This window comes from Acinetobacter gerneri DSM 14967 = CIP 107464 = MTCC 9824 (assembly GCF_000368565.1).
GTDB lineage: Bacteria > Pseudomonadota > Gammaproteobacteria > Pseudomonadales > Moraxellaceae > Acinetobacter > Acinetobacter gerneri.
In genome coordinates, this window is record NZ_KB849542.1 from 233,215 (window position 1) to 248,232 (window position 15,018).

General features: G+C 33.1%; 12 protein-coding genes. 8 read left to right on the forward strand and 4 right to left on the reverse strand.

Annotation, left to right across the window (positions count from 1 at the left end; genetic code table 11):
• The first annotated feature begins 120 nt into the window (after positions 1 to 120).
• The 4 genes from eruA (at position 121) to F960_RS06680 (ending at position 7,033) form a co-directional block, all read left to right on the forward strand.
• Positions 121 to 4,179: an NACHT domain-containing antiphage protein EruA gene (gene eruA / locus F960_RS06665; protein WP_004861169.1), complete on the forward strand. Its 4,059-nt coding sequence runs from the start codon at positions 121 to 123 to the stop codon at positions 4,177 to 4,179.
• 619 nt (positions 4,180 to 4,798) lie between these two features.
• On the forward strand, positions 4,799 to 5,398 hold the full coding sequence (locus F960_RS06670) for a hypothetical protein (RefSeq protein ID WP_004861177.1): 600 nt from the start codon (positions 4,799 to 4,801) through the stop codon (positions 5,396 to 5,398).
• Between the two features lie 177 nt (positions 5,399 to 5,575).
• Positions 5,576 to 6,178 (forward strand): hypothetical protein, encoded by a 603-nt coding sequence (locus F960_RS06675; protein WP_004861180.1) that lies wholly within the window; start codon positions 5,576 to 5,578, stop codon positions 6,176 to 6,178.
• Positions 6,179 to 6,286: 108 nt separating this feature from the next.
• Complete coding sequence (locus F960_RS06680) at positions 6,287 to 7,033, forward strand: IS5 family transposase (RefSeq protein ID WP_004861184.1); 747 nt, start codon at positions 6,287 to 6,289, stop codon at positions 7,031 to 7,033.
• Positions 7,034 to 7,711: 678 nt separating this feature from the next.
• Here F960_RS06680 and F960_RS06685 read toward each other — a convergent pair.
• Positions 7,712 to 8,587, reverse strand: a complete 876-nt coding sequence (locus tag F960_RS06685) for a PoNe immunity protein domain-containing protein (RefSeq protein WP_228134752.1) — start codon at positions 8,585 to 8,587, stop codon at positions 7,712 to 7,714.
• A 426-nt stretch (positions 8,588 to 9,013) separates the two neighbouring features.
• On the opposite strand from F960_RS06685, the gene F960_RS06690 reads away from it, so the two are divergent.
• From F960_RS06690 to F960_RS06700, 3 genes are all read left to right on the forward strand, one after another.
• Positions 9,014 to 9,580, forward strand: a complete 567-nt coding sequence (locus tag F960_RS06690) for a 1-acyl-sn-glycerol-3-phosphate acyltransferase (RefSeq protein ID WP_020846555.1) — start codon at positions 9,014 to 9,016, stop codon at positions 9,578 to 9,580.
• 107 nt (positions 9,581 to 9,687) lie between these two features.
• Positions 9,688 to 10,437 carry a YebC/PmpR family DNA-binding transcriptional regulator gene (locus F960_RS06695; protein WP_004861192.1) on the forward strand — a complete coding sequence of 250 codons (750 nt, stop codon included), beginning with the start codon at positions 9,688 to 9,690 and terminating at the stop codon, positions 10,435 to 10,437.
• A 490-nt stretch (positions 10,438 to 10,927) separates the two neighbouring features.
• Complete coding sequence (locus tag F960_RS06700) at positions 10,928 to 11,341, forward strand: hypothetical protein (protein ID WP_004861196.1); 414 nt, start codon at positions 10,928 to 10,930, stop codon at positions 11,339 to 11,341.
• A 159-nt stretch (positions 11,342 to 11,500) separates the two neighbouring features.
• On the opposite strand, the gene trpA is transcribed toward F960_RS06700, so the two are convergent.
• Entirely contained in the window at positions 11,501 to 12,277 is a 777-nt protein-coding gene (gene trpA / locus F960_RS06705) for a tryptophan synthase subunit alpha (RefSeq protein WP_004861198.1), read from the reverse strand.
• Complete coding sequence (gene trpB / locus F960_RS06710) at positions 12,277 to 13,503, reverse strand: tryptophan synthase subunit beta (RefSeq protein ID WP_004861201.1); 1,227 nt, start codon at positions 13,501 to 13,503, stop codon at positions 12,277 to 12,279. Before trpB ends, trpA begins: the two co-directional genes overlap by 1 nt.
• A gap of 97 nt (positions 13,504 to 13,600) precedes the next feature.
• Between trpB and F960_RS06715 the strand changes: the two genes are divergently transcribed.
• Entirely contained in the window at positions 13,601 to 14,491 is an 891-nt protein-coding gene (locus tag F960_RS06715; protein WP_004861204.1) for a LysR substrate-binding domain-containing protein, read from the forward strand.
• 40 nt (positions 14,492 to 14,531) lie between these two features.
• On the opposite strand, the gene F960_RS06720 is transcribed toward F960_RS06715, so the two are convergent.
• Entirely contained in the window at positions 14,532 to 15,011 is a 480-nt protein-coding gene (locus F960_RS06720) for a GrpB family protein (protein WP_004861209.1), read from the reverse strand.
• Positions 15,012 to 15,018: the final 7 nt, after the last annotated feature.

The window sequence follows — 15,018 nt, forward strand, 5'->3', positions numbered from 1 at the left end:
AAAAAAGGGAAAATGAATGATTTATCTGAATAAATTTTTCAAAGTCACTTATTTAAGTAATAGACAATGCAAGATTTTCAATGTAAAAAAGGATCTTATTGATATTTTTAATTATTTGGTATGACCTCTAGCTTTTATTTACAAAGAAAACTTTATGATCATGAAAAAGAATACACTGAACTTGAAGTCTTAGACGCTTTTCAGATAATCATTATTTTAGCTGAGCCCGGTGCAGGCAAGTCATCTCTTTTGGAAAGTTTTTCGAATCACTTAAGTATAAAAAAGAAAACAGCAAATATATTTAACAGTAGAAATAATCATGATGAAAATTCAATTTTAATTATTGATGCGTTAGATGAATTAGTAAGAGTAGATCAGTCAGCTGTTAGTAATTTACTTGGCAGAGCTGCCGACTTAGAGCCGAGAAAATTAATTATTTCTAGTAGATCAAGTGAATGGGAAGAGTCTTATACTAGTTTAGTCAGAGATTTTTTTGAAACCGAACCTAGAGTTTTTCGTTTATATCCATTTAATGAATCTGAACAGCAGCAAATTTTTGAACATTATAAACCGCAGGAAGATTTCAAAAAATTTGAATCTGAAGTAAAAAAATATAACTTAGAACAGCTACTTGCAAATCCACAGTTTTTAAAGATTTTTGCAGATGCATATATTGAAAGTAATAGAGTCTTTTCTGATCGAAAATCTATTTTTAGTCAAGCAGTTAAGGCTTTGGCAAAAGAAACAAACAACACTTTCAATGTAAGAAATGATTTACCATTACTAAAAAAAATAGAACATACTGAAGAAATATTTGCAAAATTACTGTTATCAGGATCTGAGGGTGTGAGTACTAATGTAGATAATTTAGATACATTGTACCCTCGGATAGACTCACTAATTAGATTAGATAATATAGATCTATATCCATCACTATTATCTAGCAGACTTTTTAAATTAGCAGAAAATGAGAGCATACATCAGCCAAGTCATAAAATTATTGCTGAATTTACAGCTGCTAATTATTTAGTAAGAAAAATTAATGCTGATTGTAATCATATTTCACTTCATCAATGTCTGTCGATAATTGCGCCAAATGGAGTTGTACGTGATGAGTTGAGAGGGCTGGTTGCATGGATGGCTGCTTTAGGTGATAAGTCTATACAAGAGACATTAATTAATATTGATCCTTATGCCGTATTAGCCAACGGAGATCCTTCTCAGCTCCTACCATCATCAAAAAAATACTTATTAGAAAAATTAATATGTCTTGTTGATGAGGATCCCTATTTCCGTAGAAGTGATATGTGGAGAACTTTTTCTATTTCAGGATTTTTTGATAATGATTCTGTAACTTCTGTTAAATATATATTAACAAATTCAGATAAAGGATTATTACGTGGGTTAGTTTTAGAATTAATAGAAAATGCCGTAATTCTTGAATCTTTGTTACCTGAATTGGAAGAAATTCTAATGAATGAGGCAACTGATAAATACATAAGAGAATTAGCAGGAATAAGATTAACGGAAATAGTTAATTATGAAGCAGCACAGACCATTAATCGACTTATAGAACAAGGCACAAAATCATCCTTAAATATAGTTGCGCATTTGATAGAAAGAATTAATATCAAATCCCTTTCTTTTGAAGTAATTTTAAGATTTTTAGAAAAATGTACTTTATTATATCCAAATAAAAATGTTGGACGAGAAATAACTATAGGTGAACGTTATTTTATTAAAAATTTCATTACCAATCTTGATTATGAGTTAGTTGTAAATCTTCTAGATAAATTATCTCATGATCTTTATTGTACGTGTAAGAAAGAACAATATGATTGTTATTGTCGAAATGGAATAAGTAAAATTATCGGAGTGCTTCTTGATCGTTATTTTGAACTTGAAAAAAATTCTTATGATCCTCAAAAAATATGGTTTTGGTTAAAAAATCTAAATTTCCATGGTGGAAAGCGTGAAGAAGATAGCGTTGCTGTAAAAGTATTACAAAACGATGATAATCTACGCCAAAATATTATTAGGTTAGCATTTGATGGGGTAACTTCAATTGAAGATATAAATCAAGTACGTTGGAAAACTTTATCATCACATTCTGGTTTGAGTTTAAAGATACAAGATTCTTACTTCATTCTAGATTATGCTTTTGAAAATAATAATACAAACTTATGGTCTTATTTTGTTGAGACTCATCATTTTCATGCAACAAATAGAAATGAATCTCTATATGAGTTACGCAAATATGCAAAACATCAGGCTAGAGAAAAGAATGAACTTTTAAAAGCATGGATTAAAAAAAACTTAGCTGTTAAAAAAAATTATTTGGATACACAAAGAATAGTTAATAGGCGTCGTATAAAAAATAGACAGTTCAAAAGACAAAAAATTAAAAATGAAAATATTCAGTATATTCAAAACAATCGTGAACTAATAGAAGCTGGAAAACATTTTGGTTGTTTGATCGACTTTGCTAATCTAACGTTACATAGTCCTGAAAGAATAAAAGAGGAATTTAACGATATAAACTTAGTAAAGACATCATTGAAGAATTGTTTACCCTTTATTGAATCTTATGTGCATAATTTAGGTGGACTAGCTAAAGCACAATGTAATTCAACTAGATACCATGCAGAAGTTATTCTATATGCTTCATGTTTAGAAATATTTAGAGATATCGGAAATCTTGAAAGTGTTAAATTAGATTTATTACAAGCATTACGTACAGATATTGATAACCGTCCCACTGCTGTTAATGAGAAAGAACATGAGGAATTTAGAAATGAAGTTGATCGAATCCTTTTTCCAGATTCTAAGAGTCGACTACAATTTTTAAAAGATTATATTGAACCTCAACTTACATATAGCGACTGTCAATATACACAAGTAAGTTGGTTGCGTTACAGTGATACATTTAAAGAATTTCAAGCAACTTTACCTCTAGAGTGGCTAGATCAATACCCAAATATCAGTATAGAAACGACAAAAACATTGTTCGATTTAAGTGCTCAATTTTGCGATAAAAATAAATTGATAAAATTAATCGCACTAAGATGTGAGGAATTTAATAAACAATACATAACACATGCTACCGATATAGAAAGTATAAATTCTAAAGTAATTTTTTGGTTTGTTAGGGGATTTTTCTTTTTGGATGAATCTGAGATCGAGCCATACTGGAAGCATTTAAAAGAACAAGAAAAAATTATATTTATTTTAAATGATAGGGCTGAAGGTATTCGTCATGGTGATCATCCATTCTGGCCAACATTAACACCGACTAAAATATGGTGGATTTTAGATGAGTTTATAGATCAGTGGCCAAAAGTTGATTTACCTGATTCTTGGGGTATGCAAGATCCTCCAAATGAAACAGGTTACAGATTTTTAAGTAATTTAATTTGGAATTTTACCAAGCATGTTTCTGAAACTACTTTATCAATTGTGAATCACTTGATTGCAGATTCAAGGTTTGAAGGTATGCTATTAGCTTTAAAGAGTATTCGTTCAACCCTTATTCGAAACCTTGCTTTAGTTAATTTTAAGGCTCCATCCTCAGAAGAAATCGTTAATTTTTTAGATAATGATAGTGTGATTACAGTAGAAGGTTTAAGAGCATTAATTTTAGAAGAGCTAGAGTTTTATCAAAATGATCTCCGAGGAGGAGATACAACATCACCTTCGCTTTTTTATCATAAGCAATATGATGGATCGACTGTTTCAGAATATATTCATTTAAATGAGGTAGATGCTACTAAAATTGTTGCAGATAGATTGAAATTAAGACTTTCAAATAAAGGGGTTATTGTAACCTTAGAGCATCAGATGCAACATGCTAATCGTTGTGACATAACTTTTGCTAAAGTAATTGATAATCAGAGAAAACTTCTAGTACTAGAATCTAAAGGCCAATGGCACAAGGAGTTATACAATGCGGCATCAACGCAGTTAGCTGAGAGATATTCGATCCATCCAGATGCGGAACAGCAAGGAATTTATTTTGTATTATGGTTTGGCACGAATGAGAAAGTAGCCAATCTTATTAAGCATGGAATTAGCTCAGCTCAAGAATTGAAAGTCATTTTAGAGAGCAAGCTACCAAGTGACTTAAAAGGTCGTATTGATATATTTGTTTTAGATGTTTCTTTAGAAGGTTCTGCGGTCTAGTACTTTGTTTACAAAGTAAGCATGGTCTTTGAGGTCTATAAAAAAACCTTTGCATTTCTGCGGTCTATCTTTGCGGGACCGCAGTAAACAGAGGTCTTTTTGCGGTTTTCGTTAGTTTTTTGCACAAAAAATAGCTTATTATTCTTATACCTAGAAAAACTCGCATTTGGCTCTTCTTCGTCTTAGAAAAGTCAAAAGCCTTAGTTTTCTTACACTTCTAAATTTATCCGCGGTCTCGTTGATCTTATTCACTTTGACTATTTAAAAAAATCACAAGATATTGTTTCTTATAGTAAAATTATAAAAAACTGTCTCCGCTCATAATCCGTTGGTCGACAGTTCAAGTCTGTCTGGGCCCACCAAATAAAACAACCACTTAGGTGCGCTAATCCTAAGTGGTTTTTTTGTATCTGCTTTCATGTAAGCATTATGTAAGCGCTCAAATATAAACTTTTAAATATAGAAATAATGCTAATAGGAATAAATATGAAACCTTGGCTCTACACTTACATTGAGCAACCACAATTATTTGATCAATTATCAATACGACCATATTTAAATATTACTATTACAATAGAGTTTTGATATTATCTCCTCTTTTTACAAAAGGGGAAATCTGATGAAGAAAATAGCTATTAGCTTAATGTTGCTAGGATTAACTGGTTGTAGTGCTGGTATGATTAATCAATCAAAGAAAATATTAGGCTTAAAACTTTATCAAGATTCACAAGCAGAACATACTTCAAATATTCGCATAGAACACAATAATATTTTCTCTGTTACCCTATATCCAAATGGATGCATAACATCTTTACAGCCAAAATTTCAAATGTTACCCGAGGTCAATAGCGCGGGATCTTTAAAAAATCAACTACTAAGTAAACCAATTGAATATAAACAAAAGCTACTAAATATGCCTTTTCCACCTGAGGAAAATAGAAGTTACTCAGAATTCAAGTTACCTGCAAATCGTCTTCTTGCGATTGGGGCATCTAAAGGTTATTACAATGGTGTTGAATACCGAGGTTGTGGAGTTAATGCTATATATAAATTTTCTGAAAATAAAAATTATGAATTGCTAGACAATACATCTCAATGCACCCTACAAATCAATGAGATCAGAAATAATGGAGAGCGCGTAGAGTTAAAACCATTAAAATATCTCAACAACGTGAATGAATGGGCAGGTTGTGATGCTCAAATTAAAGATTTGCAATAACCAAATTACTCAGAACCCCACCCATCATCTAATTTTTCCTCATTAGCTCTGTGCTCATCAGCATATCTTGCCGTTTTTCGATATTCTGTGATACCGAATTATTTTACTAAGGGCGGGATATTGACTGTAAGTGATTAATTCTTTATAAACTGTTTTAACTAGAGGATTGATAATCTTATGGATATCTCAAAAAAGTTGATTCCAAATACATTTGGCTCAGTTTTAGCACTTACCATTATTTCGTTTGTAGTTATCTATATATGGTTTGGCTGTTCAGATTTTCCAGAAAGAGATCAATTAAAGGAATCACTAACTTTAACGGCTACATTTTTTAGTGCATATGCGACGCTAGGTGCTGCGTATATTGCTGCAAATCTCTTTAATGATTGGAGAGCACAGAAAAAATATGAAATTATTGCTCAATTAACCCTTGATGCTTCTTTGGATTTAATAAGAGCTAAAGATACATTTCATTTCTATTTATTTCAGTATATTTACAAAACTGATGAAATAACATACAAACAGGTAGATGATGTTGTATTCCATGCAATAAGTAAAATTGATCTGCTAAATCAAGTTTTAGAACGTTACAATATGCCAAATATTACAAATGAGGTGAATAAGTTATATCGTGAAAGCTATTGTAAGCTCCCTCGCCTATTACAAGAAAAAAAATATTTAATGAAACTAAGTGAAATAGAGTTAACTAAATACTCTGAAAAATCCTTTGATGGGCTTAAAGAATTAAATGAAAAAATGTTAGCTAATCTAAAAATTTAGAATTGAAAATATAGATATGAATAAACTATTAGGGTCTGTTGACATTTGTTGCCTAAAAAAATAGCGAGATAGTAAAATTAAATCGCCAAACCCAATTTTACCCTCGCTATGCCTCGTACAATGCTGAATGATCAACACTGGTCTAAGTTACTCTCTATTTTCCGTCACTTTAATATTTATCTCAAACTAAATTTAAGAAATTTTATCGAAGCTATTCTATTTCGTATCAGAACAGGCTGTCCTTGGCGAGATTTACCTCAAGAATTTGGTAAGCCAAACTCTATCTTTAAAAAATACAATCGGTGGTCTAAAAATGATAAGTTTATGAATATTTTTAGATTATTTAGTAAACATGCTGATAAAGAATGGATATTTATTGATGGTAGCCATGTACGGGCACACCAACATTCTTCGGGTATTAATCATCAAGATATTTCTAAAAGTATTGGTGGTAATAGTTCAAAAATACATTTAGCAGTTGATTCTAATGGTAATCCCATTGAGTTTATTATTTCAGATGGAACTTCCCATGATATTAAAATAGCCCCTGATCTGGTATCAAAATTGGATTTAACTGAATCAGAAATATTATGTGCTGATAAAGGTTATGACTCAGACAATTTCAGGACTCAAATTGAGCAAACAAAAACTAAGTCAAATATTCCTAGAAAATCAAATACCAAGTCTAACAATGATCATATGGATTGGCATATCTATAAAATCAGGCACTTAGTTGAGAATTCATTCTGTAGGTTGAAGCAATTTAGAGGGATTTCAACTCGATATGACAAGCTAAAGCGCAATTATCAAAGTGCTATCGCTCTAGCTTGTATATTTATTTGGTTACCTTTGTAGGTTAAGTTCCATACTGCAAATGTCAACACACCCTAATATTATTTAGCGCAATCTCTATCTCAATTACTGGTCATACTGCCAGTAATCAAAATCCATTAATCCTAAAGCCTGTCAAAGTTCATAACGTAGAAGAGCTAAAATATATTATAAATTTATATGCCTATGCGAGAAAAAAAGAATTAAATGATAAACAATACTCATTAGAAGATTATCAAAATACTCCTGAAGCAAAAGTACAATTATGCCAACAAACTGGATTTCTAGAAAGCTATTGGGATTTTATCGAATTAAATAAAGATCTTCTAAGCCCAGCCCTGACTAGACTGGTAATCTTTTCAAAGGAATACGATAAATCTGTAATAAAGCAAAACTATGAGATTCTAAAAGGCGATTGTGCTAAATTTAATTATAATCCACCATTAATAAATGAATTATAGTAATTTCACGGCCAAGCTTCTATCAATCGCTCTTCATCAGCTGTGTGTTCATCTGCTGCATCGGCTTTGGCTTTAGCAATCTCAGCTTGTTGCATGATTTCATGCTTGTTTGTATTTTTCAAAGTGATCCATGATTATCTCATTATTAAAATTCATCTTTTTTACTTTTTACTATCAACATTTAACATTGCAAATCATCTAGCATATACGTCGCATTATTTAACCCAAGTAATAGATGGTTTTAACTGCTAATCCGATTAAGAATAGGGTGCTTCTGACGAATCCATTGCACGATATCTTTAGGATAAAATAAAAATTTATGCAAGCAAGAATCATCTAAGTTCAATAAATATACTAATGCTGCTGCTTCAAAAGCCCAATAACCGCTATACGCCACACTACTTTCTAAATCGAGATGGCTATTGTACCAAGATTGATTTTTATGATTCTTATACCAAGAAGCTAAATAATCATCTAAAAGCTCTAAAGCATGTTTAGGATCATTTTTCTTCTTAACCTGATCTATAACATCACACAATGGTGAATACGAAAGATCATATAACGTACCTTCACTTACAAATGGATGTTTAGGATCATTCAGTCCAAAAAGCTTGTTGATTATTTCATCTTCATTCATATGTGCTTGATCTTCGCCATTCACCAATTGATGAATAACATGTAGTAAATCTTTTTGATCAAGTAAATAAGCTAGGCTTATGATATTTAACGTTTCATTTTCTGTGGGGATCACTGACGGTTTTTTGCCATTTTCAAAAATTGCTAAAGCTTCAGCCTTTTTATCAAAAGCATTAATAGTTTTTTGAAATAAGGAAATGAGTTCAGTGATAGAAAAACCTGCCGTATACTCTAAAAATAAAAGATTCCAATAACAATCTTTTATTCCACTCCAACGTTCTGCTTCACCACAATTATATTTATCATCTTCAAAGTGATCACTTTCTAAAACCAATGGAATCGATTCATCTCGATATTCTCTATAGCCAATATAATATGTTTCAGTCAAATATTTTTGTCTGCGTTGGTTTTCAAAGTGATCCATGATTATCTCATTATTAAAATTAATAATTTTTAGTTTTTTACTATCAACATTTAACATTACAAATCATCTAGCATATTCATCTCAACTACCTTGTATATCGTTAGCTATTATGTTCGTATCTATACATAAAGAAATGATTGCTGAGAATTTGTTCGCTGATCATATCGCGATCAACTCCTATCGTGAAATTATCCGATATATAGGCGATAAACATCCAACAACTAGAGATATATTAAAAAATATTTTAGCTCAATAAAGAAAAAACATACCGATTTATTGACTGATGCCTCAGTATATTTTCCATACAAAATTTCCTAAAAGTGTTTAAGATTTTGAATAATTTGTTAATTCATCACTATTTTTTAAAAATTATATTTCTTGACAATTTTTAGCAAAAAAATTCATCAATTTGTCATTTTTATCTTGTCATTGTGCTTGCATCAGATCAAACTTGCCAAAATATTTTTTGTACAAATGTATTTTATGAAAAAGCTGATTGGTGAACTCACATTTAAACTTGCAGGTTGGAAATATAAAGTCGAACCTGAAGTTTTAGAAAACAAACAAGTGATTATTGGTTTTGAACATACGTCAATGATGGATGCAGTGCTTTCATTGGCCATTTTCCAAATTCATGATATAGAAATTCATACTTTAATCAAAAAAGAACTCTTTAAAGGACCGCTTAAGCCGATTTTAGAAAAAATTGGTGGGATCCCTGTTGATCGTAAATCAAGTAAAGACATCGTGGCTCAAATGGTTGAGCAATTTCAAAATAATGAAAAATTTAACCTTGTCATCGCTCCAGAAGCCACACGTGCCAAAAATGGTGAATCACGTCGTCCGATTCGTACAGGTTTTTGGCATATTGCAAAAGCTGCCAATGTCCCGATTGTATTGATGTACGCCAATTCCAAAACAAAACAAGGCGGTATTTTTGGAAAAATCTATCCTTCCGATTTAGATCAAGACCTTGCGGAAATTAAAAAACTCTATAAAGCGCATACAGGACTCGATATTATTATCCCTGAAGCAAAAAAAGATGAATAACTGGATATTTTCTAAAATATAAGCACTTTCTCTAAAAAAACAGCTTGTGGTAGAATCTACCCCAATTTGATATGGCATACAGCCAGTCTGTAAGGAGCAAATTTCGCATGGCGGGTCATTCTAAGTGGGCCAATATTAAGCATCGCAAAGCAAAACAAGATGCAAGTCGCGGTAAAGTATTTACCAAATATATTCGTGAGCTAGTCACAGCAGCAAAATTGGGCGGTGGTGATGTTGCGAGTAACCCTCGTTTACGTGCTGTAGTCGAGAAAGCGCTTTCAGTCAACATGACGCGCGATACGATCAACCGTGCGATCCAACGTGGTGCTGGTGGTGAAGACAACACTGATTTGAAAGAAATTACTTATGAAGGTTATGGTGTTGGTGGTGTTGCTGTTTTAGTTGAAACGATGACAGATAACCTAAACCGTACAGTTCCAGACGTTCGTCACTGTTTCTCTAAAACCAATGGTAATTTGGGTACAGCAGGTTCTGTTGCTTATCTATTTACCAAACGTGGTGAGATTACTTTTGAAGATGTATCTTTAGAAGATCGTATCATGGATGTCGCTTTAGAAGCTGGCGCAGAAGATATCGAAGTGGATGAAGATGAAATCTTAGTCATCACGACTCCAGAATCTTTTGGTGATGTTCAAGATGCTCTAACTGCTGCAGGTTTAAAATCTGATAATGCAGAAGTTGTGATGAGCCCATCAACTAAAGCTGAAATCACTGATATTGATCAAGCTAAGCAAATCTTGAAAATGATCGATATGTTTGAAGATCTTGACGATGTTCAAAACGTTTATACAAATGTTGAATTCTCTGATGAAGTCTTAGCTCAATTGGATGCATAATTTTTCAGATGTTTTGAATATTTTAAAACGCGCTAAATGCGCGTTTTTTTCTGCCTGAATTTAGGGTCTGTTGACATTTCATAACTGAATTGTGTTGTCGGCTAAAATTGAGCAGGCAAGGCATGAAATGCAGAGAATGGCGAGACCATGTTCAAATTTCGTAACGAAGCCTGTGATAATTTTAGCCACAACCCTTCGGGACGAGAGTGTTTTTTGATGCTATATCGTTGTAGATTGATCATTTAGATCACTAAATTTCTCAATCTACGCCTCATATCACCTAAAAAACACTCATCGTCGCAACCAATTTGAAATGTCAACAGACCCTACTTATATTTAATGCAAATCTATTTTTATCTTATATCACGAATTAATTTTGATCATCTCAAACATATGACTGAGCAGATCTTTCAAATTTTAAAAACTTCATATATTCTTTATTTAATTATTAATAAATATCAAATATTTAATTATTTTTTAGGGGAATGAAATGTTTATTTCATTGGGGTACACATATAAAGATGGTGAAGAAATCATTGTCAAAGGTTATATCTTGCATCCGCATAATACTCGCGAAACATGGATCGTGTTAAAAGATATATTATTGGTGGATATTTACAGTGAACCTCACTACCGAACCATTGAAGAAATCAACATTCGACGTGTTTTAGAGCATGTTTATAACCGCCATTTACCCGGTTTACGCGTGCCCTCATCTTATGTTTATTATATAGATCGTGAAAATAAAGCATTTCATCTTAATTTCCATTATCGTAGAAAAATACTATTTAAAAATCAATCCATTAAAGTTAAAAATTATTTCTTAGATGAAATTAATGAATATAATCCTGAACATGCTTCACGGATTGTTCTTGCCAATGAAATGATTCAAAAACTTAAATAAAAATAAGGTTTTAATCATTTCAAAATTCAAAAGTTTTCTCACCCCCTCCTTTGATAAAGGAGGGAGTTATATGTTGAAAATATTTTATGAACACTATTGATTAACATGAGTTTTATAAAAGCTTTTAAATGCCGTTAAAAACTCATAATCAATCATCGACTATAGTGCGTCAGCAAATGTTCGTACTTTTTGCAAAGTAGCTTCTACACCCTCTTTCGCCAAAGTATCGACTAAAGCAGAACCTATAATTACCAAGTCTGCCTTACCTGATAGTGCACGAACCTGCTCTACACTTTTAATCCCAAAACCAATCCCGACTGGGATATTAAAAAAGGATTTTAGACTTTGTATCTTGTGATCCAATTGATTTTGTTGGTGTAACTGCATACCAGTCACGCCATTTTCAGAGACGTGATATAAAAACCCTGAAGCATTTTCGGCAATTTTTGCAAGTCGCTGATCTGGTGTAGATGGTGCAGTTAAACAAATAAAATGCATTTCGTTGGCTTTAATCAAATCAAGATATTCTGCTTGATATTCATAAGGTAAATCTACGATAAGCAATGCATCAACCCAACCTTTGGCATCTTGGATGAATTGCTGCATGCCATATTGTAAAAGTGGATTGAGATAGCCCATCAATACTATAGGTGTATCATTATCTTTTTCACGTACTTCTTTGACTAGTTTTAGTGTCTTTTTCAAGTTTTGCCCAGATTGTAAAGCACGGATATGAGCAGCTTGAATCACTTCGCCATCTGCAACTGGATCTGAGAATGGCATACCAATTTCGATAATATCTGCACCATTTTCACCCAATTGACTGATCAAAGCTAAACTTGTTGCATAATTTGGATCGCCAGCAGTGAAATAACAGACTAAACCGCTACGTTGTTGCTGCTTCAATGAAGCGATTTTTTGGTCTAAACGATTCATTATTCAGCTCCATTTTCAGTTTCAGAAGAAACATAATTTTTCACGGTATTTATATCTTTATCACCTCGTCCACTGAGATTGACGATCAAGATTTGCTCTTGATCCATTTCCGCAGCAAGTTTGCAGGCATAAGCAATTGCATGTGAACTCTCAAGCGCGGGGATGATGCCCTCTTTTTGCGTCAACAATTTAAATGCTGCAATCGCTTCATCATCTGTCACTGCAAAGTACTGTACACGTCCTGTTTCTTTTAACAGCGCATGCTCTGGACCGACACCCGGATAATCCAAACCAGCTGAAACTGAATGTGCTTCTGCGATTTGGCCATCGTCGTCTTGTAGTAAATAAGTCAGATTGCCATGTAAAACACCGGGACGACCGCCTGAAAGTGAAGCCGCATGTTCGGTTGTATTTAGCCCCTTTCCTCCAGCTTCTATTCCATAACATTTCACATTTTCATCTTTTAAAAATGCGTGCATTAAACCAATAGCATTTGAGCCGCCGCCGATACATGCAACCAAAGCATCAGGCAAACGTCCTTCTTTTTGTAAGATTTGCTCTTTGGCTTCGATACCAATAATTTTTTGAAATTCGCGTACAATCATTGGATATGGATGTGGGCCTGCGCCAGTCCCGAGTAGATAGTAAGTATCGTCCACATGACTAATCCAATCTCTAAGTGCTTCATTCATTGCATCTTTTAAAGTAGCATTCCCCTTGGTAACGCTGTGAACTTCAGCACCTAATAACTTCATTCTTTCAACATTCATTTGCTGTCTTTGGACATCGACTTCGCCCATAAAAATCACACATTTCATGTTAAAAAGCGCACAAACCGTTGCCGTTGCTACACCATGTTGCCCTGCACCAGTTTCCGCAATAATTCGGGTCTTACCCATTTTTTTGGCAAGTAAAATTTGTCCAATGCAATTATTAATTTTATGAGCACCAGTATGATTTAAGTCCTCACGTTTTAAGTAGATTTTTGCTCCACCACAAAGTGCTGTTAGATTTTTTGCAAAATATAAAGGACTCGGACGACCGACATAATCACTCAAAATTTGATGGTATTCAGCCCAAAATTCTGGATCGTTTTTTAATATATTAAACTGATTTTCAAGTTCGTTGATCGCAAGCATCAGGCTTTCTGGCATATATTTTCCGCCAAATTGACCAAAACGTCCGAGAGCATCGGGTCCATCACCTGTATATAAAGTTGTCATCATCTAAAACCACTTATCTTGAATTATTTTTATTTTAATGATTTTAAATGTTCTGAAAATTGATATATTCTAACCATATCATGTAAAAAAAACTAACATCATGAAAATGCGTAACCTCCCTCCTCTGAATGCCTTAAAAATGTTTGAAGCAGTTGCTAGAAATAGTAGCTTTAGTCTTGCCGCTGAAGAGCTATGTATCACCCATAGTGCGGTCAGCCATCAAATTAAATTGCTTGAGTCATGGATGGGAGTCAAACTTTTACAACGTCACTCACATGGTGCAACACTCACTCCTGCTGGACAGATTTTATTTACCACCTGTGTGCAACTTTTTAACTCTCTTGAAAATTGTATCAATGATATTCAACAAAAGCCGATCAACCACGGGATTACCTTAGGCGCACCAAGTAGCTTTATGGCGAACTGGTTAATTTCTAGGATTGAGAGTTTTGAAGAAAAGTATCCTGAAATCCAAATTAAATTGATGACCAGTAATGACTTTAAATTACTTGAAAATGAACAGATTGATTTACAAATTCTTAGCTTAAACCGACAAGTACAACTCAAATCTGATCTTGTGAAAATTCATCTTTTTAAAGATAAAATTGGACCTGTTTTATCATCGGAGAAAGCTCATAATATTACGCAACCCTCTGATCTTTTAACTCAGACTTTATTACACACCGAATCCAATAAAAATGCTTGGTCTTTTTGGGCGACGCAGCATCAAGTTAAGTTAAATGAGGCAAAAAACCAACGCTATTTTGATCACTTAAATCTTATGTTAGAAGCCGCTGCCAATGGACTGGGTATCGCCATCGCCCCAGAAATACTGGTTGAAAAGCAAATTTTAAATGGGCAATTGATCGCTCCATTTGGGTTTACAGACAGTGACGCAGAATTTACATTGTGTTTGAAACAAAACTGTTTGAAAAACTCGAACTTACAAACATTTATTGAATGGATTCAGTATCAAGTCAGCATAGATTGATGCACTTCCAAGAGGAAGCTATGACCTAAAGAATTTAAAATCAATATGTTAAGTTTAATACATATTGAATAAATAAAGCTTTTTGCTTTCGATACTGTTCCATATCAGTTTGGCTATATTTCAGTTTGATCTGGTTATATTCTTCAACTAATTCTTTTGAGTTATTCAAACAATCCCTGAATTTCAAAAAACATTGCCACTCAGAATCTCGAACCACGAGCTGGATTGCGACATCATCATTTAAATCACAATCCAACATACATAAATCATGAGCTCTGTGGGTATGCAATTTTTCATGAAATCCCAATTGTTTAAGTTGTCCCAGCGCAAATTCGAAATCATTTTGTGAAACTGCGACATATATATCTAGATCACCTTTGGAAATTGCATGATTAATCGCAGATGCACCGATATGCTCAATTTGAACATCAGGCAATTTCATCTGAATTTGATGTTTATACAATTCAAATAAATGCTCACACCTAGCTTGATACTGATCAGGATGGAACAACTGAATCATTCAAACG

Bases quoted from the DNA above. Each gene is read 5' to 3' on its own strand.
- eruA (WP_004861169.1), top strand. From the start codon at position 121: ATGACCTCTAGCTTTTATTTACAAAGAAAACTTTATGATCATGAAAAA.
- F960_RS06670 (WP_004861177.1), top strand. From the start codon at position 4,799: ATGAAGAAAATAGCTATTAGCTTAATGTTGCTAGGATTAACTGGTTGT.
- F960_RS06675 (WP_004861180.1), top strand. From the start codon at position 5,576: ATGGATATCTCAAAAAAGTTGATTCCAAATACATTTGGCTCAGTTTTA.
- F960_RS06680 (WP_004861184.1), top strand. From the start codon at position 6,287: ATGCCTCGTACAATGCTGAATGATCAACACTGGTCTAAGTTACTCTCT.
- F960_RS06685 (WP_228134752.1), bottom strand. From the start codon at position 8,587: ATGTTAAATGTTGATAGTAAAAAACTAAAAATTATTAATTTTAATAAT.
- F960_RS06690 (WP_020846555.1), top strand. From the start codon at position 9,014: ATGAAAAAGCTGATTGGTGAACTCACATTTAAACTTGCAGGTTGGAAA.
- F960_RS06695 (WP_004861192.1), top strand. From the start codon at position 9,688: ATGGCGGGTCATTCTAAGTGGGCCAATATTAAGCATCGCAAAGCAAAA.
- F960_RS06700 (WP_004861196.1), top strand. From the start codon at position 10,928: ATGTTTATTTCATTGGGGTACACATATAAAGATGGTGAAGAAATCATT.
- trpA (WP_004861198.1), bottom strand. From the start codon at position 12,277: ATGAATCGTTTAGACCAAAAAATCGCTTCATTGAAGCAGCAACAACGT.
- trpB (WP_004861201.1), bottom strand. From the start codon at position 13,503: ATGATGACAACTTTATATACAGGTGATGGACCCGATGCTCTCGGACGT.
- F960_RS06715 (WP_004861204.1), top strand. From the start codon at position 13,601: ATGAAAATGCGTAACCTCCCTCCTCTGAATGCCTTAAAAATGTTTGAA.
- F960_RS06720 (WP_004861209.1), bottom strand. From the start codon at position 15,011: ATGATTCAGTTGTTCCATCCTGATCAGTATCAAGCTAGGTGTGAGCAT.